Origin of the sequence: Mesobacillus foraminis, from assembly GCF_004340465.1 — a bacterium.
Classification (GTDB): Bacteria; Bacillota; Bacilli; order Bacillales; family Cytobacillaceae; genus Mesobacillus_B; species Mesobacillus_B foraminis.
The window spans coordinates 462,885-483,820 of sequence record NZ_SLVV01000001.1 but is presented as its reverse complement, the minus strand read 5'-3'; the positions used below and the strand labels follow the sequence as shown (position 1 = coordinate 483,820).

18 protein-coding genes and 2 pseudogenes are annotated in these 20,936 nt (G+C 39.9%); 18 read left to right on the top strand and 2 right to left on the bottom strand.

Features of this window, described 5'->3' with window-relative positions:
• The first annotated feature begins 92 nt into the window (after positions 1 to 92).
• The 5 genes from yhbH (at position 93) to EV146_RS02250 (ending at position 6,979) form a co-directional block, all read left to right on the top strand.
• Positions 93 to 1,262 (top strand): sporulation protein YhbH, encoded by a 1,170-nt coding sequence (yhbH, locus tag EV146_RS02270; RefSeq protein ID WP_132001364.1) that lies wholly within the window; start codon positions 93 to 95, stop codon positions 1,260 to 1,262.
• An 881-nt stretch (positions 1,263 to 2,143) separates the two neighbouring features.
• Positions 2,144 to 3,163 (top strand): Gfo/Idh/MocA family oxidoreductase, encoded by a 1,020-nt coding sequence (locus EV146_RS02265; protein ID WP_132001361.1) that lies wholly within the window; start codon positions 2,144 to 2,146, stop codon positions 3,161 to 3,163.
• A 103-nt stretch (positions 3,164 to 3,266) separates the two neighbouring features.
• Entirely contained in the window at positions 3,267 to 4,094 is an 828-nt protein-coding gene (locus tag EV146_RS02260; RefSeq protein WP_132001358.1) for a sugar phosphate isomerase/epimerase family protein, read from the top strand.
• 217 nt (positions 4,095 to 4,311) lie between these two features.
• Positions 4,312 to 5,748, top strand: a complete 1,437-nt coding sequence (xylE, locus tag EV146_RS02255) for a D-xylose transporter XylE (RefSeq protein ID WP_132001355.1) — start codon at positions 4,312 to 4,314, stop codon at positions 5,746 to 5,748.
• A gap of 226 nt (positions 5,749 to 5,974) precedes the next feature.
• Complete coding sequence (locus EV146_RS02250; RefSeq protein WP_132001352.1) at positions 5,975 to 6,979, top strand: LacI family DNA-binding transcriptional regulator; 1,005 nt, start codon at positions 5,975 to 5,977, stop codon at positions 6,977 to 6,979.
• A 1,325-nt stretch (positions 6,980 to 8,304) separates the two neighbouring features.
• Here EV146_RS02250 and EV146_RS02245 read toward each other — a convergent pair.
• Complete coding sequence (locus EV146_RS02245) at positions 8,305 to 9,051, bottom strand: NADPH-dependent F420 reductase (RefSeq protein ID WP_132001349.1); 747 nt, start codon at positions 9,049 to 9,051, stop codon at positions 8,305 to 8,307.
• Between the two features lie 222 nt (positions 9,052 to 9,273).
• Between EV146_RS02245 and EV146_RS02240 the strand changes: the two genes are divergently transcribed.
• From EV146_RS02240 to EV146_RS02190, 11 genes and pseudogenes are all read left to right on the top strand, one after another.
• Entirely contained in the window at positions 9,274 to 9,633 is a 360-nt protein-coding gene (locus EV146_RS02240; RefSeq protein ID WP_132001346.1) for a winged helix-turn-helix transcriptional regulator, read from the top strand.
• Between the two features lie 362 nt (positions 9,634 to 9,995).
• Complete coding sequence (locus EV146_RS02235) at positions 9,996 to 10,424, top strand: MarR family winged helix-turn-helix transcriptional regulator (protein WP_132001343.1); 429 nt, start codon at positions 9,996 to 9,998, stop codon at positions 10,422 to 10,424.
• Between the two features lie 244 nt (positions 10,425 to 10,668).
• The gene (locus EV146_RS02230) at positions 10,669 to 12,012 is read left to right on the top strand and encodes an NtaA/DmoA family FMN-dependent monooxygenase (RefSeq protein ID WP_132001340.1); all 1,344 of its coding nucleotides are present in this window, start codon (positions 10,669 to 10,671) and stop codon (positions 12,010 to 12,012) included.
• Between the two features lie 10 nt (positions 12,013 to 12,022).
• A complete protein-coding gene (locus EV146_RS02225; RefSeq protein WP_241993780.1) occupies positions 12,023 to 12,175 on the top strand; it encodes a nitroreductase family protein in 153 nt (50 codons plus the stop codon).
• Between the two features lie 15 nt (positions 12,176 to 12,190).
• A complete protein-coding gene (locus EV146_RS02220; RefSeq protein ID WP_132001337.1) occupies positions 12,191 to 13,228 on the top strand; it encodes an LLM class flavin-dependent oxidoreductase in 1,038 nt (345 codons plus the stop codon).
• A gap of 33 nt (positions 13,229 to 13,261) precedes the next feature.
• On the top strand, positions 13,262 to 14,389 hold the full coding sequence (locus EV146_RS02215) for an NtaA/DmoA family FMN-dependent monooxygenase (protein WP_132001334.1): 1,128 nt from the start codon (positions 13,262 to 13,264) through the stop codon (positions 14,387 to 14,389).
• Positions 14,390 to 14,443: 54 nt separating this feature from the next.
• Positions 14,444 to 14,665, top strand: coding sequence for a hypothetical protein (locus EV146_RS02210; RefSeq protein WP_132001331.1), 222 nt, complete (start codon positions 14,444 to 14,446; stop codon positions 14,663 to 14,665).
• A gap of 54 nt (positions 14,666 to 14,719) precedes the next feature.
• The gene (locus tag EV146_RS02205) at positions 14,720 to 14,839 is read left to right on the top strand and encodes a ribosomal-processing cysteine protease Prp (RefSeq protein WP_422392466.1); all 120 of its coding nucleotides are present in this window, start codon (positions 14,720 to 14,722) and stop codon (positions 14,837 to 14,839) included.
• Between the two features lie 104 nt (positions 14,840 to 14,943).
• Complete coding sequence (gene nfsA / locus EV146_RS02200; protein WP_132001511.1) at positions 14,944 to 15,684, top strand: oxygen-insensitive NADPH nitroreductase; 741 nt, start codon at positions 14,944 to 14,946, stop codon at positions 15,682 to 15,684.
• 23 nt (positions 15,685 to 15,707) lie between these two features.
• Entirely contained in the window at positions 15,708 to 17,144 is a 1,437-nt protein-coding gene (locus tag EV146_RS02195; RefSeq protein WP_132001328.1) for a DHA2 family efflux MFS transporter permease subunit, read from the top strand.
• A 208-nt stretch (positions 17,145 to 17,352) separates the two neighbouring features.
• Positions 17,353 to 17,504, top strand: a pseudogene (locus EV146_RS02190) (sporulation protein YhbH); the annotation flags it as partial.
• A 342-nt stretch (positions 17,505 to 17,846) separates the two neighbouring features.
• Here the strand turns inward: EV146_RS02190 and EV146_RS02180 are convergent.
• Positions 17,847 to 18,176, bottom strand: a complete 330-nt coding sequence (locus EV146_RS02180; RefSeq protein ID WP_132001325.1) for a four-helix bundle copper-binding protein — start codon at positions 18,174 to 18,176, stop codon at positions 17,847 to 17,849.
• Positions 18,177 to 18,807: 631 nt separating this feature from the next.
• Between EV146_RS02180 and EV146_RS02175 the strand changes: the two are divergent.
• Positions 18,808 to 19,457: pseudogene (locus tag EV146_RS02175) on the top strand (nitrite reductase).
• A gap of 59 nt (positions 19,458 to 19,516) precedes the next feature.
• Positions 19,517 to 20,926: an MFS transporter gene (locus tag EV146_RS02170; protein WP_132001322.1), complete on the top strand. Its 1,410-nt coding sequence runs from the start codon at positions 19,517 to 19,519 to the stop codon at positions 20,924 to 20,926.
• The last annotated feature ends 10 nt before the right edge of the window (positions 20,927 to 20,936 follow it).

Below are 20,936 nucleotides of genomic sequence, written 5' to 3'. Positions count from 1 at the left end.
GGTTAGCGCAAAAAATGCCTTGGTCAGCCTTAACGCGGCACAAGGCGTTATGCGTTGAAACCGAAAAGTAAAATGAACAGGAGGGGTTTATAATGACCGAAGAAAACAACGGGCAGTTTGTAATTTCCCAGGAAGATTGGTCCCTCCACCGTAAAGGCCACGACGACCAGCAGCGCCATCAGGAAAAAGTTCAGGAAGCCATCAAGAATAATCTACCTGATCTTATCACTGAAGAAAACATCGTGATGTCGAACGGCAGGGAGGTAGTCAAGATTCCGATCCGTTCTCTGGATGAATATAAGATACGCTACAACTATGATAAAAATAAACATGTCGGCCAGGGGAACGGGGATAGCAAAGTGGGAGATGTCGTAGCTCGGGATGGTTCAGGCGGGCAGCCGGCACCTGGCAAAGGGCAGGGGGCAGGCGACCAGGCTGGGGAAGACTACTATGAAGCAGAAGTATCAATAATGGAGCTTGAAGAAGCGTTGTTTAAACAATTGGAGCTGCCAAATCTGCAGCGCAAGCAAAACCAGGAACACACGGTGGAGCATATTGAGTTTAATGATATCCGAAAGACTGGCTTAATGGGCAATATTGATAAGAAGAGAACCATGATGACGGCTTACAAGCGCAACGCCATGACTGGAAAGCCAGCCTTCCATCCGATTTACCAGGAAGACCTTAAATTTAAGACATGGAATGAAGTGATCAAGCCGGACTCAAAAGCAGTTGTGCTTGCGATGATGGATACAAGTGGTTCAATGGGATTATGGGAAAAGTACATGGCCAGAAGCTTTTTCTTCTGGATGACGAGATTTTTACGCTCGAAATATGAAACAGTCGAAATCGAATTCATTGCTCATCACACAGAGGCCAAAGTCGTGTCAGAGGAGGACTTTTTCTCCAAGGGAGAAAGCGGCGGAACGATCTGTTCGTCAGCATACCGCAAATCGCTTGAACTCATTGATACAAAATACGACCCGCAGAAATACAATATTTATCCTTTCCACTTCTCCGACGGAGATAACTTGACCTCAGACAATGCGCGCTGCGTAAAGCTAGTCGAACAGTTGATGAAGGTATCCAATATGTTTGGCTACGGTGAAGTCAATCAGTACAACCGCCACTCGACCCTAATGTCCGCGTACAAAAACATCAAAGATGAGAAATTCCGCTACTATATCCTCAAGCAGAAGGCCGATGTATTCCATTCCATGAAGAGCTTCTTCAAGAAGGACGAAAACAAACAATATGCATGACAAAAACTCGACAGGCCTGCTGAGCCTGTCGAGTTTTTTTACAGATGTAAAATTTATTGAGATAGCCCGAGGAGATAAAGGAACTGGAGGGGGCGGATTCACCCCGGCGGAGACCTTGGAGATGAAAAACGTTCATGGCCCAAACCAACTCATGGCAGTACTCATCGTAAGCCCCCATTGGATGACGGAGGGGACAATTCATTGGACTACATTGTGTTTATCGAAAATGACCCTTATGATAAAGCTCTCACAAACGAACAGATTTCCGGACAAAGGACTGAATTCTGAGGAAAGCATGATCCTCTTAAGCTAAAGGATCAGATTAGTTGAACAAAAGTTGGTAAATCTAATATAAAGTTTACTCATTGAACTTTGAGACGTGATTAAAACGGATAAAATATATTTTATTCGTTTTGCCGAATGGATTCTGAATTAAAAATAAGATAGTTTTAAATAAGTTACAGTTGTAGCTTATTTTTTTATAAGACATTAAAGAGAAACGCTCTGAGTTCAAGTGATCCCATAATGATAGATACAATCATTATTAGGCAGACATTAGGGCATGAGTTGGTGCATTGTACCGTTCTCATGCCTTTTAATTTTACCTTGATTCGTGTGTGAGTATAGAATTAAGGAAAGAACTTTCCTAATAAGGAACAACAAAAATCATCATTAGTTTCCCGGATTTTTACCAGTGTGCAGCTCATATGATGGGTATGTTTCGGGAAATTATAGGAGATTATGATAGAAAATATATATCAATGTATTTTAAATAGTTTGACTAATGTAAATATAATGGTATAAAATTCAAATCAAAGGAAAGGACTTTCCTAAATTCACGCGTGTTTGTATATCCTACATAATTAATCAGGAGGTAGTGTATGAAAAGACTAAATGTTGGTTTGATCGGTGCTGGAAGAATGGGGGCATTTCACGGGGAGACAATTGCGAACCGATTGCCTCAAGCTACTTTGTATGCGGTTGCTGACCCTGTTCCAGGTGCTGCTGAAAAACTTATCAGTCAACTAAATGTTAATACAAAGGCATACACAGATCCAATGGAATTAATCCAAGACCCCGGAGTAGATGCTGTGGTGATTGCTTCACCAGCACGTACGCATGCTAGTAATGTTCTGGCTGCGATTAAAAATGGGATAGCGGTTTTCTGTGAGAAACCGATGGCAGTCAATTTAACTGAAGCAAATGAAATTGTTGAAGCGAGTGAGGAAAGAAATGTTTTGGTTCAAGTAGGTTTTAACCGGAGATTTGAGAAAGGGTTCAAAGCTGCACACACAGAAATTGCTTCAGGGAAAATTGGCACTCCACAATTATTAAAATCGACCACGAGAGATCCAAAGTTAAATCGAGCGGAGACAATTCCTGAGTGGACCATCTTTTTAGAAACATTAATCCATGACTTTGATACGTTAATGTATTTAAATCCTGGTGCTAAGCCTGTCGAAGTTTATGCAGTTGCAGATGCACTCATTCGACCAGACTTAAAAGCGAAGGGTTTGCTCGACACCGCTGTAGTAACGCTCAAATTTGATAATGGGGCCATAGCGACAACAGAGGCGAATTTCCAGGCTGTATATGGATATGATGTTCGAGCAGAAGTATTTGGAGCTGAAGGGATGATTACAGCTGGAGGAATTCGTGAATCAAGCATGACAAGATATAACCAGAATGGGGTAAGCTTTGATACTTGTCGGTATGATCAAGATTTACTGTTTGATGCTTACGTTGCTGAATTAAGTAGTTTCGTAGACTGTGTGATTCATCAAAAACCGGTGCTCGCAACGGCTGAGGATGCTCGATGGGCGTTGAAAATCGCCTTAGCAAGCATTGAGTCCGTAAAAAGCAACTTACCCATTAAGCTTGACCAACACATTTTAGTTTAATTCATTCGCTTTTTCTGAGGAAAAAATATCAAAAGAGGGGAGATGATCAGATGATCCCCTCTTAAATGGAAAAGTTGCCAAATTATACTTGGAGGGAATCTAGATGAATCGAGATTATGGACTTTGTTTATGGACATTTGGGAATCTATCTTTGGAAGAAAAGTGCAAACTGGCAATGGAAATTGGTGTAAACGGCGTAGAGGTTCAAGGAGATTTATCCCAAAACCCTGCTGAATTGAAAGCGCTTTTAGATAGGTGTGATTTAAAGGTTTTATCCGTGACGCCAGAGAATGTCGATATTTCAAGTGATGATGAAAAGGTTCGTTATAGTGCGGTTCAATATTTTTTAGCCTTACTAGATTGGGCCGAAGAATTAGGGACGAAAAGAATTTGTCTACATGGGAATGTTGGGAAAACGCAAGGCAGTGGAGATGCAGCGAGAGATTGGGAATTTCTTGTGGATAGTACATCAGCCGTTGTACGGAAAGCGGAGGAGCTTGGGATTGAGGTCGTGTTCGAAGTCCTAAACCGGTATGAAAATCATCAAATCGTCACCGCGAAAGAGGCATTATCCTTATTAAATGAAATTAATAGTAAAAGTTTTAAGATTCTTTTAGATGCGTATCACATGAATATTGAGGAAGCTTGTCCAATCCAGGCTCTTAAAGAAACAGGGGACAAGTTAGGGGTTTATCATATCGCTGATTCAAACCGGCAAGGGCTAGGGGACGGACATGCGGATTTGAAAGGGCAAGTTGCAGCTTTACTTGAGATTGGCTATAAGGGACCGATTATTATGGAAATGGTTGCGGAAGGACCAAACCCCTTCACACCGGTCAAGGATGGAAACTATTTAGATATCGTTGTGAGTTACTACAAAGAATCGCTCAAACAGCTAAGAGAATGGGATGCGGTTAAGGTTCAAGCTTAACGAAATAGGACTCTTTAAAGGTAGATTGTGAAGAGAAGGGGGGTTAGATTGAACGCTTTAGATTGATTGGTTTATAGTCCTTTTGTAAAATTTTAGGATGTGGGTATGGCAACTGAGTCAATGTCAGCATGATTCCAGCATCGGCTAGTGATAAAGAATATCCAGACCTTTTTAAAGAAAAAGAGAAGTAAATCGATCATGAAAGGAGTTTGTTACAATGAAACAAAATATGACATATATCATCTTTCTATCTATGGTTGCCGCACTAGGTGGACTACTATTTGGTTACGATACAGCTGTGATATCCGGTGCTGAGCGCTCCTTACAAGTTTATTTGATTGATAGTCTTGGTTTAAGTACAATATTCCACGGATTAACGGTTTCTAGTGCTCTGATTGGTTGTGTGGTAGGGGGATTAATTAGTGGGGTCCTTTCGAATGGAATTGGTCGCAGGAATTCTCTCCTAGTTGCTGCGGTTTTATTTTTTATTTCCGCTGTACTTTCCGGCTATCCTGAATTTTTATTCTTTACAAAAGGTGAGCCAACGATGGGTCTTTTCATTATGTTTAACATCTATCGAATTATTGGTGGAATCGGTGTAGGGTTGGCTTCAGGATTAGGGCCCTTGTATATTAGTGAAACCTCTCCTGCACATATTCGCGGAAAATTAGTCACTTTAAATAATCTAGCCATTATCTTTGGGATGTTGGCTGTTTATATTGTAAACTGGAGAATTGCCGCCGGGCAAAGCATGAGTTGGATTAACGATCTTGGATGGAGATATATGTTTGCTTCTGAAGCCATCCCAGCTCTATTATTCTTTGGTCTTTTATTTCTTGTACCAGAAACGCCTCGTTATTTAATTTCGAAAAAGAAATATAAAGAGGCGATGGCCATTTTAACGAAAGTAAATGGATCGGAGAAAATTGCCAAAGAAATTTATCAAGAGATCAAACAAACGTTGGATAATACTGCCGCTCTTAAAACTCCTAAAGCGGGAATCTTTTCCTATGGAAGGTTGGTCGTTCTCGTTGGGATTTTATTAGCTGCTGCACAACAGTTTGTAGGGATCAACGTGATTCTCTATTATGCACCACGTATCTTTGCCAATATGGGAGCAAGTGCAGATGGTTCTATGCTACAAACAATTCTCATTGGGGTTGTAAACTTGATTTTTGTTTTCATCGCCCTCACGCTAGTAGAAAAGTGGGGAAGAAAGCCTTTGCTTCTAATCGGATCAGTAGGGATGGCAGTCGGAATGTTTGGTGTAGCGTCGTTAGCATTTGCAGATTCGATGGGGTTAGGTGCGCTCTTATTCATTTTAGTTTTTGTCGCTTTTTATAACCTATCATTTGGGCCGCTTGTATGGGTGCTAGCTGCTGAGATTTTCCCGAATAAAATTCGAGGTCAATTGATGGCAATCACCGTTGTGGCAAACTGGGGAAGTAATTTATTGATCTCATCGACATTTCCGTCTTTACTGGAAATAAGCGCTGGCGTAGCTTATAGTTTTTATGGAGTCATGTGTATCCTTTCTTTCCTTTTCGTATGGAAATGGGTCCCTGAAACAAAAGGAAAAACCCTTGAAGAGATTGAAACTTATTGGAAACCAAAAATCGTGGCTGATTTAAGTCAAAGAAAAATAGATTTATAAATAGAGAAAATCCCATTTATATTTTTTTGGCAAGGGGAGTGCTTGAGGACTATTGAAAGCGTTATCAGTTGAATCAGTATAATATGAATTGAATGAAATGAGTTTTAACTTTTTATGAGAAAAGAGTATTAAAGGAAAAAACCCCTTCCTACTCATTTTCATCTACCTATAAAAATAATAAAATAAACGATAGATGAAGGTGCCGAAGGGGAAGGAGCAAGACGGAATGAAACAACCAACTATTTATGATGTTGCCAAAGAAGCCGGAGTCGCCATTTCTACAGTCTCAAAAGTATTAAATAATACAGGAAGGATTGGCGAGAAAACAAGAAAAAAAGTCGAAGAGACGATGCAGAAATTAAATTATCAACCTAGTGTTGCGGCATCAGTCAAAAAACGAATACAAACAATCGGACTATTAATTCCGGACATCGCCGATCCGTTTATGGCCGAAATTGCAAGGGCGATTGAGGATCATGGGCGTAAATTTGGGTTTAGTTTGATGATATGTAGCACCGATAATGATTTAGAAAAGGAAATGGAATACGTTTCAGTATTAAAGAAAAAATATATAGATGGAATTATTATTGCAACAGGATTAAAAAATACAGCTGCCCTGCAGGAGTTATTAAACGATGAGATTCCAGTAGCCTTATTGGCGAGGGAAGTTCCTTCGTTAGCCGTAAACACAGTAGTCGTGAATGACTTCTTAGGAGCATTTGAAGCGACGTCCTATCTGATAAAACTAGGACATAAAAAAATCGCCATGGTTACAGAGGACATTTATTTCCCTGTCACCCAATCTAGACTGGAAGGCTACAAACAAGCTCTTGAGCAAGGTGGTCTCCCTTACAATGAAGAATTAGTAGCAATCAATAATACGAGCTATGGCGATGCATTAAATTCAACGGTAGAACTATTAGATGTACCCGAACCGCCCACAGCGATTTTTGCATCAACGGAAACTCTTGCAATTGGTGTGATGCAAGGTGCCCGGGAATATGGATTAGATATTCCAAAGGAGTTATCAATCGTAGGTTTTGATAACTCAATCCTGGCAAAAATGTCTTATCCGCCATTAACCACGGTTTCCCAGCCGATCCGTGAAATGGGAAAAAAAGTTATTGAATTATTAGTGGAAGAAATCAAGAATCCGCAACAAGTCAAACAACGCATTGTCATGTCTCCAGAGCTAATCATTCGAGGAACGGCAACTGAAAGAAACAGTTAAATGGAACAGGCTCTATCCCACTTGTGTCTCTAGCCCTGTATCATCATCATGCTTTCGATTATGCTGCAAGGGGGGGGGGAGTGGTTTCTAAGGGTTTAAATTCTGCTTAGACGCAAAATTTAAAATTTGAGAAAGGACCACCTGGGAAGTCAATAATTTTATTCTTCAACCATCCATAAACAAATAGAGGAAATAATCCTCCTAAGTAGTTCAGTTTGACAGGTGGAAAAATAAACATAACAAGCGAATTTAAATGCTAATTCGCGCTTGTTATGTTTATTGTCATTTCAAGGAGTATTAGGATTTAATATCGGAAATACAATCTTTTAAAATATGTGCTAACCAGTTTCAAACCAAGAGGATTTTGTATTTAGTTTTAGAAATAAAACAGGTGAGTAGGTTTTTATGTTAAAAGATATTTGGGTTTGTGAAGGTTACACTTAACAAAACGAGGCAGAATGGTTGGAGAGAACGACTTTGCTTTTTGTTTTAATATTTGTGACCACTATCGGTGGTTTACGTTGAGGATTCAACAACTATCCATGCAGCTTTTTTATTCAGATACCAGTAGGTTTGTATGAATAAAGATTTCTCTAAATTATTTTTCTACTTACTAAAAAAATACGCTTTTATTTTAACAGAATAGGCTGAATTTTTAACTTATTGATAAATATAATCAAAAAGAGGAAGAATGGTTCAATTAAAGGTTATGCTGAAGTTTGACTTTCAGTGTGAGGGGGTTTTTTATGAAGATAAAAAATTGGGATGATATAAAGGAAAGTTCTTTTGCCATTGAATATAGGGAAGACGATACATTAAGGTTGTGGACAATGAAACGGGTGGTTTCGGACATATTAATATTGATGATATAAATGTTCCGGTAGCCCTGATTAAATACGCTAGCCATCCATAGAATTTCTTAATGTTAATAGATGTTAATAAATTGCCCATAAATGGCCTAGTACAAAAAACGGGTGGGCTCTCCCACCCTAGTTAACCAACCAACCCAGCCGCAGATCTAGTATTGAAAGTGTCGATCCCTTTTTATTTTTTCTGATCAGGCGCGAATTTCGCTTCATGGATGCCTAAAGGGAAAAACCTGGAATAACCGGGTGTTCGCTTCTTTTATTGAGGGAGTGGAAGAGGGATTTAAAATATAATCATACTTAGGGTCTGTTTTTGAAAAAGATTGAGATCGGACTGGAATGAGTTTTGTAAGATGTAAGAATTACCAATCAAAAAGGAAATAGGTACCTATATCTTCACAACTTTATGGATATATATGGGTAAAAAAGGTGCGCTCTATCTAAGTGCACCTTTTGTTTTTATGAATTGTATATTTCTCTGTTTATATTCACAATATCATTATGTGAAAATTCAACTCCCTTTTTTTCTGCAAGAAGCTCTGCGAACCTTTCCATCACCTTATCCCGCAGTAATGGTGCTTTTTCTTTATTTGCCTTTTTCAACGCTTTCGTGAGTTCATCTTTTGTTAGCTCTGTGCAGTAAGCAGGAGTTCCTGGCTGTTGTCTCCAAGAGTCACTTAAAGAACCACTGTCTACTGCGTCGAAGCCTAGCTCGTATACTATGTCCATGACTACTTGTTTTTGTGATGGGTCATTACCAGCAACTGCCATCGCAATTCGTTCACTAGAATCTTCGGATGTTCCTTCATTTTCTAAAGTATAGGCTAATAAGTTGTTGAAAGCTTTAATGATAGGTCTGCCTAATTGATTTGAAGCCCAAACGCTTTCAACCATCCCGTTCTCGATTTCTTCAATTTTTCCGTCTCTAAAAGGATAATAATTTGAAGTATCTATAATGATTACTTCCTCCCCGACTTGATCGATAATGTTCCGAATGCTTGGCAGTGCTTTTATTGGGAGAGATATTATAAGAACTTCAATATTTTTAATTACATCCTCTACGCGCACAGCTGTTCCAGCAAACTCCTTTCCTTCTAAACGTTCAACTCCTCGTGCATCTGCGATTTTGACATCATGTCCATTCTTAACTAATTTTTTTGAAATGATTGACCCAATTGGTCCTGCACCTATAATTCCAAATCTCATTATTGTTCCTCCTAATGTATTTTGTATATGAAAGAGCTATTCTGTTTAAAGTTACACAATCATATGTTTATTAAACGATTAACATATATTAGATAATAAAAATGTATTGTGTATTTCTGTTACACATACTAGAATAAAATGATTTCCCATCTTTTTGAAGTAGGCAATAAAAATGGACGTAGTTCATTTTTTTGTACTAAACAGTAGAAAGCAGGTGAAAAGGTGTCTAGGATCTGTAAGGATGGATTTGACAAAGAGTGTATAAAGGAACAAAGAGAGGTTTATGGCATTGCCTATACCCAAAACATACTTTCTGGACGTTGGAAATATATCATTCTTTGGTATTTAAAGAACAAAGAGCGTCGCTATAGTGAAATTAAAGCCTTTTTATGGGACATTTCACAAGGTTCTCTTACAAAGCAACTTCGAGAATTAGAAAGCGATGGCTTAATAAGTCGAAAAGTTTATCCAGAGGTTCCTCCTCGAGTGGATTATTCATTAACCTCAAAAGGGAAAGAATTCATTCCTATCATTGATTTGATGGAAGAGTTCGGGAAGAAGTTCGGGGAGCAGGTAGACTAACTGAAGCTGTCATTGGGGCAGCTTTTTTTGTACTAACTAAGCTATTAGTACAAAAAAATGTACTACGGCAATTTTTATTGTCCTCTTCACAAAGATGAGAAATGGTTTTATTCTGAGTTCAGTAATAAAATTACTCCATACAACAAGTTGTTAGGCAATGGAGTAATATGCAGTCTGGACATTATGAAATAGCTGATGTGGATGAAGGGCTCAATCTTATTGATGGATCCATATATTTGACCTCCGTTCTAGATAAATATAGCCCGTAATATGAAAGTAGGTCCCTTAAGATAAATGGCCACTAAATTTCAAACGTGATATAGTTAGCTTGCTAAGTACATTTTAGTAGTGGAGGCATATTCATGAACGATAATAAGGTTGGATGCGATATCCGTGAGTCGTTAGATAAAATTTCATCCAAAATGCGTCGAGATTATAGCGAAAATCTAAGAGAACTTAATCTTCATGTAGGCCAGGATAGACTACTCGCTCGTTTGTGGTTAGGTGATGGAATAACACAAATGCAACTATGTGAACATTTAAAATGCGAGCCGCCTACGGTAACAAATATGGTTAAATCGCTGGAGCAGAATGGGTTCATATACCGTAAACGTGATGAACAGGATGCAAGGGTTATGCGAATTTATCTAACAGACAAAGGCAAAGAATTAGAGAAACCGGTTGATTTCAAATGGAAACAGCAGCAAGAAAAATTACTCGGTTCAATCTTACCGGAAGAACGCTTAATTTTAAGGGAACTTATGAAGCGAATGGAGAGAAACTTGTTCTAAGTTTCCTCTATGTTGATATTTAGCCTGCTAAATAAATGTTTGGCACTTAATACAAAATCCAAAGACTATGAGTATTGTACGCCACAATTTAGTAAGGGCACCAAAGAGAAAACTGTCTGTGCTGGGTATTCACCATAAATTAGTTAGCAAGCTAAATATTATTTCACTGAAATGTAATTAGAACTAATAAACTGCGGCTCTTTTGCTTACTTGGAGCCTATTAAAAATAAAGGGGAAGAAATACATGAAAAAAAGAAAACAGATGCAACTAGCACTACAAATGGTTTCGGGGTACGGAGCCGAATTTAGCGCTTGGAGAATGCCTGGCACCGACCCAGCAGCCTACACAAATACCGATAGTTATGTGGAGCGAGCTAAATTAGCTGAAAAAGGAAAATTTCAAATGATCTTTATCGCTGATACTCCTGGATTATACAATGACTTAGGTCCTCAGACTCCCATGTTCCCTATGGATCCTATGTTAGCACTAATGGCTGTAGCCAGGGAAACGAAACATATTGGGCTTGTTGCTACCCTATCAACGACATTCAATTATCCATATAACATAGCACGTCAGTTCAAAGCACTGGATGTTATAAGTCATGGGCGTGTAGGGTGGAATGCGGTTACCACATCAAATCCAGCAGCTGCAGCAAATTTTGGTGCTCAGATTGCCAGTCGCAAAGAACGATATAACATGGCTCATGAATCCATCCAAATTGTCCAAGCATTGTGGGGGAGTTGGGGACAAGACGCTTGGACGTTAGATGTAGAAGGCGGAAAATTTGCCGACATGGACAAAATTCAGCCTATCAATCTTCAAGGGCAGTATTATGCGTCTCGTGGTCCTTTGCCAATCCCTCCTTCTGAGCAAGGTCAACCAGTTATTTTCCAGGCAGGCGGAGGGGAATTAGGTTTGGAATTGGCAGGGAGATACGCTTCTGGTGTCTATGCAAATCCTTATGATATCGAATCTGCTCGTGAACATAGGCAAGCGGTTCGACAAAGTGCTGCCCGTTTTGGCAGAAATCCTGATGATATTAAGATGTATGCAGGTTTTATGTTTTCCATCGGTTCAACTGAAGAAGAAGGTTTAGAGCGGCGAAGACAGCTTATGAGTTTTAATCCAGAGGAGATACCAGGAAGAGTAAGTTACCTTGGTTCCATGGTTGGCTTACCACTATCGGTGCACTCAGTAGATATTGATCAACCTTTATCAGCTGACATGTTGAAAAAGGCATATGCCAACCCAATGGATCCACGTTCCGACAGAGCTTTAGATCTGCTGAAACAAGGGCTATCCATTCGAGATGTTCTTGCCCATGGGGTCATTAACTATCATCCAGTAGTGGCAGGTACCCCCGTACAAGTTGCTGACTTCTTGGAAGAATGGTTTTTGGCCGGTGCATGTGACGGCTTCTCGGTTGTTCCGGATATAGCCTATGATGGAGTTGCTGATTTTGTGGAACTGGTTGTCCCGATTTTGCAAGACCGCGGTTTGTTCCACAAAGAGTATGAAGGAAAAACACTGCGTGAGAACATGGGGGTTCCTTATCAATACGGAAGGCTGAATGATAACAGTAATTAATAGTTTTCAAATGAATAATACCCTTGAATTGCTAGATAATCGTACGTCCATTCGTTCTCTTACGAATCAACCACTGACAGAGGAACAAAGGGATGCCATTTTTAAGGCAGCTAATCAAACATCATCTTTCAGCCTTTTGCAGGTGGTTTCTATCATTGATTAAAAGGAGTTTTATTTAATGGTCAAAAATGAACTTGATAATGATCTACCGTTATCTATCTTAGATTTTGTACATGTATATGCTGGTAGTAATCCTATTCAAAGTTTAAAAAATTCAACAGAGATGGTCCAACTAGCCGATAGATTAGGTTATAAGAGATACTGGTTCACGGAACATCATAATACTCCTAGCCAAGTCAGTACATCTCCTGATTTGTTAAGTCTGCACGCAGCTTCACATTCCCAAAATATACGTGTAGGTTCAGGAGGGATTATGTTACCTAACCATAGTCCTCTGAAAGTAGTGGAAAACTTTACATTACTCGAAGCCCTCTATCCTGGCAGGGTAGACCTTGGAATAGGAAGAGCATCGGGAACAGATGGATTAACTGCATTAGCCTTACAACGTTCACAAGAGTCAGTTACTTCAAATGACTTTCCAGAACAATTAGATCAATTACTCTCGTTTTTTTCACGAAATTTCCCAGCTCATCATCCCTTCAAGAAGATAATCGTTCCAGGGAATGGATTATTAGTACCCGATCTGTATATGTTAGGTTCCAGCCAGGGCGGTGTGCAGTTCGCTATCGATAAAGGACTTGGTTTTGTGTTTGCAGCCCACTTGGAACCTAGATTAGCTATACCAATGCTTCGTTCCTATCGTGAAAATTTCAAGCCATCTATTTATATGAATGAGCCAAAGAGCATGTTGGCAATTGGAGTTATTACTGCAGAAACAGAGGAAGAGGCAAAATATTTGGCAGGGCCCGTGGAATTAATGTGGGCAAGAATGGCAACAGGTTCAAGGGATCTTTCATTTCCAACAACGGAAGAAGCAAGTAAGTATGTTTATACACCACAGGAAAAGGAAGCGCGTCAATATAATAAAGACCGTTTTGTTATTGGAAGTGCAGCCAATGTTGCTGAAAAGTTAAAGCGGATGGCAAATGAAGCTTTAGTAGATGAAATTATGATCGCGGATTTTTATCCTGACCAAGCAAGCCGGCTAAAGGGTTATCAGTTACTGGCGGAAGAATTTGATTTTAGTTCTAAATAGTTAACCAGACTAGAATGAAAGAAGGCGAAATGAATGAAAGAGAAAAAACAACTGAAGCTCGGTGGGATTATAGATGGAGTAGGCTGGAATTACATGGGGTGGCGTCACCCGGATATGCCAGCTAATGCCAGTGAGAACATCGATTACTACGTAAAAAAAGCTAAAAGATTAGAAGAAGGAAAGTTTGACACCATCTTTTTAGTTGATGTCAGCCATATTGGACCGGGGATGATTCCTCATTATCTAAGTATGTTTGAAGGTGTAAGTATTCTATCTGCCTTAAGCATGGTGACTCATTCTATTGGGCTTACTGCCACAATTGCAACTTCCTATGCAGATCCATTCACGGTTGCCCGTCAGATGGCTTCTCTTGATAAAATCAGCAATGGCCGGGCAGGATGGAATGCCGTTACTTCGAATCCAGGAGGATTAGCGAATTATAGTCGCACTCATCTTTCTAAAGCAGACTTGTATCCAATGAAAAAAGAATTTTTAGAGATTGTCGAAGGTCTTTGGGATTCCTACGAGGATGACGCTTTTATACGAGATAAAGAAAGTGGAGTATTCTATGATCATCGAAAAATGCATGCTCTAAATTATAGAGGAAACTATTTTTCAGTAGATGGCCCTTTAAATATTAGCCGTTCCAGACAAGGAAGACCGGTTATTTTCCAAGCCGGCTCTTCTCGGGATTTCATGAATATTGCCTCAAAGCATGCCGACGGTGTATTTCTCCCGGCTGATAATTTAGAAGATGCAAAAGCTTTTAGTCAAGAGTTAAAGAGGAGAGTGGAGTTAGAAGGGCGTTCGTTTGATGATTTCCTACTTGCGATTTCACATAATCCGATTGTAGGACAGACAGAAAGAGAAGCTGAGGAAAAATTCCAGGAGCTGCAAGCGCTGATGCCGATTTACCGTATACCAAAACCAAAACTTTTTGGTTCGGCAGAAAAGGTGGCAGATCAAATTCAACACTGGCACGAAGCTGGGGCGCTGGATCTATTGCTGATAAGACAGGAGCTTCCTTCAGGATTTGATGACTTTATTGATTTAGTCGTTCCACTCTTACAAGAAAGAGGAATTTTCCGTGAAGAATATGAAGCAAAAACTTTGCGTGGGAATTTAGGTTTACCTTATCCAAAGAATCGATATTCTATCTGATTAAGAAGAGCCTTGAACATTATACTTTTATTAAACAGAGGAGAAATGTGACCAATGGAAATTGAGGACATTATCCTCACTTGTATAAAAGAACACCCTGGAATAAGCGCAAAGAAGATTGTATCTTGTCTGGATTCAAAAACAAACAATTTATTAGTAACGGAAGAAACGAATTCGCAAGCTTCTATTTTTAAACAATTAAGGACCCTGAAGAAAAAAGGGAACCTTCATAATAGAGGTGATCGCTGGTACTTTATGAATGGCAATCTAGGATAATTGCCATTTGGAAGGGAGGTACAGCTAATTGATTAAAGTGGACATTATGGAAGCATTTCTGACGCTAAAATCCTGTCTTACCGAACTGAGGGTCATGCGAATTATGACGTACATGGAAAGGACATTGTTTGTGCTGGTGTATCGGCTGTAACATTGGAACGTCTAACTCAATAGAAGCGTTGTAGAATATGAAGGAAAAACACTGCGAGAGAATATGGGAGTTCCTTACCAATATGGAAATGCTAAATATTAATATATTAATAGAGGAGAGGATTCAAATGAATGCTACTCTTGAATTGCTTCATAATCATACATCCATTCGGTCTTTCACAGATGAACCACTGACAGAGGAACAACGTGATGCAATCTTTAAGGCAGCTAATCAAACTTCGTCTTTCAGCCTTTTACAGGCGGTTTCCATCATTAGAATTACAGAGCCAGATCTTCGAAAAAAAGTCATGCAGCTCTCTGCTAATCAGCCTTATATAGAAGAAGCAGCAGAGTTTTGGATTTTTTGTTCAGATCTTAACCGAAATCATCAGATTGCTCCCAATGTGGACCTTGGCTATATTGAATACCTTTTAATAGGGTCATTCGATGCTGGGCTAATGGCTCAAAATGCATTAACTGCAGCTGAATCAATGGGACTCGGTGGTGTCTATATCGGTGGAGTAAGACTTAATATTGAAGAATTAACAGAGGTATTAAATTTACCAAAGTATGTGGTTCCTTTAGTTGGTCTATGCATAGGCCATCCTGCTGGAGAGAAGCCTGGATTAAAACCACGACTGCCTCAATCGATGGTCATGTTTGATAATCAGTATCAGCCACTGGATGAAGAAAAATTAGCAACTTATGACCAACAGATGCGTGAGTATTACCAAGATCGTCCTGTTAAAGCTCCTTTCACAGTAAAGAAAGTAAAGGGCTGGAAAGACCATATTGAGGATCATCTTGAAAGAAGCAGACTGCCATTCATGCTCGAGTATTTAAACAAACAAGGATTTGCTAAAAAATAAAGTGATTTACAAGGAGATATGAAATGAAGAAAGAATACAATACGCGTGCCATCTTGGCATCGCTGCTTATCTGCGGTTTTGTTGGCATGTTTAGCGAGACCGCTCTAAATATAGCCATGACTAATTTAATGGAAGTGTTCCAAATTTCGGCTGCAACCGCACAATGGTTAACAACCGGGTTCTTGCTGACTCTCGGCATTTTAATGCCCATGAGCGGGTTGCTGCTGCAGATGTTTACGACGAGGCAGCTGTTCACAGGTTCGCTCATAAGCTTAATCACCGGTACATTGATTGCGGCGCTCGCGTTCAATTTTGAAATGCTGATGTTCGCCCGAGTTTTACAGGCGGCAGGCATGGGATTGTTGCTTCCACTTATGTTCAATACCATTCTTGTTATATATCCGCCGGAAAAGCGGGGAGCGGCGATGGGATTCGTTGGACTTGTTATCATGTTTGCGCCAGCAACCGGCCCGACCATAGGTGGTCTATTAATCGAGTATTTAACATGGCATTATATCTTCTGGTTCTCGCTGCCACTTTTGGTTATAGGGTTGTTGATAGGGCTGAAGTATTTGGAAAACGTTACAGATGTCACAAAGCCTCGGATCGATCTATTATCTGTCTTATTGTCAACAATGGGCTTCGGAGGAGTTGTCTTTGGCTTCAGTAAGGCGGGCGAAGGAGCTGAAGGCTGGAGCAGCATGGTCGTAGTAACATCAATTATCATTGGGCTTGTTGCGCTGGTACTGTTCATTCTGAGGCAGAATCTTATGCACGATCCAATGATGAATCTGAGCGTTTTCAAGTATCCGATGTACGTCACTGGGCTGCTCCTGGTACTGTCGTGTACGTTAATCATTATGTCGAGCATGATTATCCTGCCGATGTTTTTGCAGACGGGTGCAGGATTGTCTGTGTTCACTGCGGGACTCATGCTTTTGCCGGGCAGCGCGCTGAACGGTATCCTCTCCCCGCGTATGGGGAGCTTATTCGATAAGTATGGGCCGAAATGGCTCGTTATTCCCGGCCTCGTGATTGTTTCAGTCATGTTATGGTTTTTTACTACCCTGTCTCCTGTTTCTTCAGTGGCCTTTATGGTGTCTTTGCATATCGGGCTTATGGTTGGGGTAGGCATGATATGGATGCCTGCTCAAACGAATGGGCTAAATCAACTGCCGCCGGAGTTATACCCGCACGGCACGGCAGTCATGAACACACTGCAGCAGGTCATGGGCGCGATTGGAACAGCGGTCGCAATCAGTATCCTTACGGGCGGTATGGAGAAATACTTGCATGGCTCCTCCGCTCCGTCCAAACAGGCCGAAATTGCAAACGCGATGACGGCTGGATCACAAAACGTGTTCCTGTTCACGATGATCATAGCACTGATTGGCTTGGTTATAGCGTTCTTCATCCGCCGCGTCTTAGTCGGCCACAAGGTGATGAATTCGCCACATTAATGTTTTAAAAAGCCAGCAGGGTCCCTTAGCGGATAAATAAGTTGACCCTGCAATTTTCCATTCTGACACACAGACGGTCAATTACTTCGTAAGGGTGTTCATTTGGATAGCCAAAGAATTTCACTAGGACAGTACGAGGATAATAAAGCATAAGAGCAATGCATAGTTAAGGCAAAAGTCATTTCCTGTAAGGATAGACGGTGGCTAACTAAACCAGTACAACCGCCACTCGACCTAATGTCCGCGTACAAAAACATCAAAGATGAGAAATTCCGCTACTATATCCTCAAGCAGAAGGCCGATGTATTCCATTCCATGAAGAGCTTCTTTAAGAAGGACGAAAACAAACAATATGCATGACAAAAAATCGACAGGCCTGCTGAGCCTGTCGAGTTTTTTTACAGCGATACTATAATATGAAGCCAGGGTTTTGGGGTAGAGGTGAGGGTTTTCGGGTGGGTAAGTTCAGATATGGGTGGACCATCTGCTCCAAGGGCTCCAAATAAGCAGCTGAGTCTATCCTTTGGTTAACGACTGTTGGACCCGAAAAGGGGGATTCTTCAAAGATGGAAAACAAATTCCGCGGTAAACATTGGTGGTAGATACTTTTGATAGAACTCGTTGTTCATCAGTCACTAAATCAGTTGATGAAAAGAAGAAGTGAATCCTTAATAGATTCACTTCTTCTTTTCCAAAGTCTTATTATGCGATTAGGTTGCGGCATGCTTCTACGCATTTGAAACATGACTCAGCACATCTCTGGCAGTGGTCATGATCATGTTTTTTACATTCGTTTCCACAAGCTTCACAAATTTTTGCACAAACTTCAGCAAGTTCATTAACAAATGGAGTTCCCCTCGTGATTGCTTGTTCTAAGAAACTGCAAATATCTGAACATTCCCTATCCAAGCGGATACATTCTGCCATCATCCCTACATGATTTTCTTTTAGGCAAGCATCATAACAGTGATTGCATGCGACCATACATTCGTGGAGTAATTCAAGTACAGATTGGTATTGTTCATGTGACATTTGATTGTACCTCCTTAAAATATTTTCATACTTATCTTAGTAATTGGTGTACAAGATATTAAATCCAACTATCATGCAGTATCAAAGGCTGTTAATACTGCATTCCAACTCGATTAAAGTTGACCTTATAAAGTGATCCCACATGAAAACAATTACTATTTCGGTCCACCTTGAAGAACAACCTTTTGAAAGTGTCAATTCATTTAGTAATATACCCCCTTCCGGTTTATTCATAAAGAATTTTCCCTAATAAACAGCTTTTAAACATTAGGGGGGTAGGGTATAAGAATGACATAAGATAATTATACTTTAGTATTTACCTCTTGACATACCATAGGGGGGTAAAGTAAATTATTAGTGTGAGTTGAGATTAAATGTGTGAGGAAATAAACTGGATTGCCATCAGAAAGAAAGAGTCATCATTCTGATAAATTAAGATATTTTTAACAATAAAATATACCCCATGGGGGTATATTTAAAAGGTGATAAACATGGCGAATTTTAGAGAAACAAATTAGTTATTGAATATTGCCAATTAATAAGCCTGCAGCCTTTGGCTACAGGAACTCTTTGATAGCTTAAGATACCATTCGCGGGTATGGTACTTATAAAAAAGGAAGGGGAAATGAATATGGAGAGTAACAGCAAAAATAGTAAGATAGCCGTAAATGGAGGAATAGGGTTTGGGGCAAAATTAAACTCAAGGCAACTTGGGACAATTTCAAAATATCTGAATGAAGATGAGGAGATTGAATTAACCACATTTCAACAAATCTATCTAGACATCCCTGTAAACAAGAAAGAAGAAATCATAGAAGAATTTCAAAGTGTTGGCTTAGCATGTTATCCGGTTGGAAACTTTGTAAAGAGCTTAAAAACCTGTAATTTCTGCAAAGGGGAAGAAGAAGAAGGGATGCCCGTTGCAAAAGAGCTGAATCGGCGTATTGTCGGGAAACCAGTTCCATTCACCCTTAAGGTTGCCTATACGGGATGCCCTGTTGGGTGTAGTGAACCTTTGTTAAGTGATATATAGGGATTATGAAAAATAGAGACTTGTATGATTTATATGTTGGAGGAAAGGCAAAAGGGAAAGACGCTGATGTTGGTTTCTTGCTAAAGGAAAACCTAACAGCAGATGAATTGTACCATGCCGTGGAAGATATCATAGTGGTCTATTCAAGAACGGGAAAGAAACGTGAGACCTTTCATAAATTCCTAAAAAGAATTGGGAAAGACAACCTGATTTTAACCATCGATCCTTTTAAACCAGTTTTAAATTAAAAAGCTGAAGGCTCACTATGAATCAATATAGCCAATCAGCAAAAAGAGGAGATTAAAACATGTCAAAAACACAATCACTTTTGCAACCCAATCCAAAGCGTTGGAAGGCATTGGCTTTATTGGGATTTGCGAATTTTATAGTAATGATGGATTCAGCTGTTGTTCAAGTTGCTTTACCATCTATTAAAGATGCACTTGGATATACGGAAGCGAATTTACAATGGGTTATGAACGCTTTTCTGATTATGTTTGGAGGATTACTACTCTTAGGAGGAAAACTATCTGATTTATTCGGTCACCGGCGCATTTTTATGTGGGGTATTTCAATTTTAGCTGTTTCGTCCTTATTCGCAGGTTTAGCTTGGAATGAAATGTCTTTGAACATAGGAAGAGGAATCCAGGGTGTTGGGTCTGCTTTAATTGCACCGTCAGCACTTTCAATTGTTATGATATTATTTTCTGCCAATAAGAAAGAATTGGGGAAGGCACTTGCAGTCTGGGGGCTTTCTGGAGCAGCAGGCGGTGCTCTTGGTATCGTTCTTGGGGGTGTATTGACACAACTCTTTAGCTGGCGTTGGACATTACTCTTTTATGTCCCAATTTCTATTATCGTTATGTACTTAGCACCAAAGCTTCTACAAAAAGGCACGCCAAAAACAGGTCGCATTGATTATGCAGGTGCCATTGCTGTTACAGCGGCACTCGTTTTAATCGTTTATGGTATCGTAAATGTAGAACAAAATGGCTGGCAAGCACTTTCAACTGTATTACCTTTAGTAATGGGTGGCATTCTATTTATCATTTTTATCCTTATCCAAATGTTTAGAAAAGATCCACTTGTACCGCTAAGCATCTTTAAAGCGCCTAATCTGGCAGCGGGGAATATATCGCTTATATTATTATCTGCATCTTGGTTCCCACTGATTTATTTCCTTATTTTATACTTGCAGCAAGTGATGAAGTATGAACCTTTCGAGGCAGCAATGGGAATGTTGCCTGCGCCGATCCTGATGGCTATATTCATGATTGTGCTAGCTGAAAGGGTTATGAATAAATTGGGTATGAAAATAACAATGATGATTGGATTTATCATTCTTGGTATTGCAGGACTTTTATTTTCAGGTAATACAGTCAATGGTCATTATTGGGGCGACGTATTCACCCCGCTGCTACTAGCAGCACTTGGAAATGCACTTGCTTATCTACCAGCAACCACGGCAGCAGTATCTGAGGCAAAATCAGAAGAGTCCGGTCTTGCCTCAGGTTTGTATAATACAACATATCAGATAGGATCTGCAGTTGGTTTAGCTGTTATAGTTTCGATTGCAGCAGCAGCAACGGCAAGTGCTACCGGAGCTAAAGAGCTAATTCTTAATGAAGGCTATCAACAAGCATTCTTCTGGTGTGGAATAGTCGCATTTGCGGGCGCTCTATTAGCACTCCTGTTTGTCCGCACACCGGAAAAATGACAATCGAAAT

Coding starts and splice junctions, on each gene's coding strand:
- yhbH (WP_132001364.1), top strand. CDS start 93: ATGACCGAAGAAAACAACGGGCAGTTTGTAATTTCCCAGGAAGATTGG.
- EV146_RS02265 (WP_132001361.1), top strand. CDS start 2,144: ATGAAAAGACTAAATGTTGGTTTGATCGGTGCTGGAAGAATGGGGGCA.
- EV146_RS02260 (WP_132001358.1), top strand. CDS start 3,267: ATGAATCGAGATTATGGACTTTGTTTATGGACATTTGGGAATCTATCT.
- xylE (WP_132001355.1), top strand. CDS start 4,312: ATGAAACAAAATATGACATATATCATCTTTCTATCTATGGTTGCCGCA.
- EV146_RS02250 (WP_132001352.1), top strand. CDS start 5,975: ATGAAACAACCAACTATTTATGATGTTGCCAAAGAAGCCGGAGTCGCC.
- EV146_RS02245 (WP_132001349.1), bottom strand. CDS start 9,051: ATGAGATTTGGAATTATAGGTGCAGGACCAATTGGGTCAATCATTTCA.
- EV146_RS02235 (WP_132001343.1), top strand. CDS start 9,996: ATGAACGATAATAAGGTTGGATGCGATATCCGTGAGTCGTTAGATAAA.
- EV146_RS02230 (WP_132001340.1), top strand. CDS start 10,669: ATGAAAAAAAGAAAACAGATGCAACTAGCACTACAAATGGTTTCGGGG.
- EV146_RS02225 (WP_241993780.1), top strand. CDS start 12,023: ATGAATAATACCCTTGAATTGCTAGATAATCGTACGTCCATTCGTTCT.
- EV146_RS02220 (WP_132001337.1), top strand. CDS start 12,191: ATGGTCAAAAATGAACTTGATAATGATCTACCGTTATCTATCTTAGAT.
- EV146_RS02215 (WP_132001334.1), top strand. CDS start 13,262: ATGAAAGAGAAAAAACAACTGAAGCTCGGTGGGATTATAGATGGAGTA.
- EV146_RS02210 (WP_132001331.1), top strand. CDS start 14,444: ATGGAAATTGAGGACATTATCCTCACTTGTATAAAAGAACACCCTGGA.
- nfsA (WP_132001511.1), top strand. CDS start 14,944: ATGAATGCTACTCTTGAATTGCTTCATAATCATACATCCATTCGGTCT.
- EV146_RS02195 (WP_132001328.1), top strand. CDS start 15,708: ATGAAGAAAGAATACAATACGCGTGCCATCTTGGCATCGCTGCTTATC.
- EV146_RS02180 (WP_132001325.1), bottom strand. CDS start 18,176: ATGTCACATGAACAATACCAATCTGTACTTGAATTACTCCACGAATGT.
- EV146_RS02170 (WP_132001322.1), top strand. CDS start 19,517: ATGTCAAAAACACAATCACTTTTGCAACCCAATCCAAAGCGTTGGAAG.